The organism is Vibrio sp. 10N.222.48.A3, assembly GCF_041475345.1.
In the GTDB taxonomy this organism is placed as follows: domain Bacteria; phylum Pseudomonadota; class Gammaproteobacteria; order Enterobacterales; family Vibrionaceae; genus Vibrio; species Vibrio tasmaniensis_A.
On the sequence record NZ_JBFRVX010001120.1, the window covers coordinates 1 to 472 of the forward strand.

General features: G+C 40.3%; 1 protein-coding gene and 1 pseudogene. Both read left to right on the forward strand.

The genetic code is table 11. The features are described 5' to 3' along the window. The first annotated feature begins 105 nt into the window (after positions 1-105). Complete coding sequence (locus AB4653_RS24195; protein ID WP_012601113.1) at positions 106-279, forward strand: hypothetical protein; 174 nt, start codon at positions 106-108, stop codon at positions 277-279. 127 nt (positions 280-406) lie between these two features. Continuing rightward, positions 407-472 (forward strand): annotated as a pseudogene (locus AB4653_RS24200) (TetR/AcrR family transcriptional regulator); the annotation flags it as partial.

Consider the following 472-nt stretch of genomic DNA (forward strand, 5'->3'; position numbering starts at 1 on the left):
ATTCACTCACGAGCATCTATATATTCAGTCTCAAATATGTATACTGCCGAGCTTATTAAGTAGAAACTCGCAGTAAATATGCGACAACAGCTGAGAGGTATTTTTATGGATTGCCCCGCTTGCGAAGAACACATTGGATGGGAATGGGTAGAAGAGGAAGCAATCGAACCCAATGAAGAATTCGATTGCCCAGAGTGCAAAGAAACGCTGATGTACACCATCGATGAAGGTACCTATTACGGCGCACAACATAAAACCGTCGAAGTTGTTGATGATTAGAGTTTTTTATTACCGATTAATGCTATCGATCTTTGCGAGATTGCCGGAGTAACCAGACACTCCTTTACTAGAACGAGTGTTCATCTTAAAATATTGAACATATGTTCAGATTAATGAAGTAGATGTTATGGCCAAGACAGCGAAGTTCGATAGACAAGACGTTGTAGATAAAGCGACTAACCTGTATTGGGAA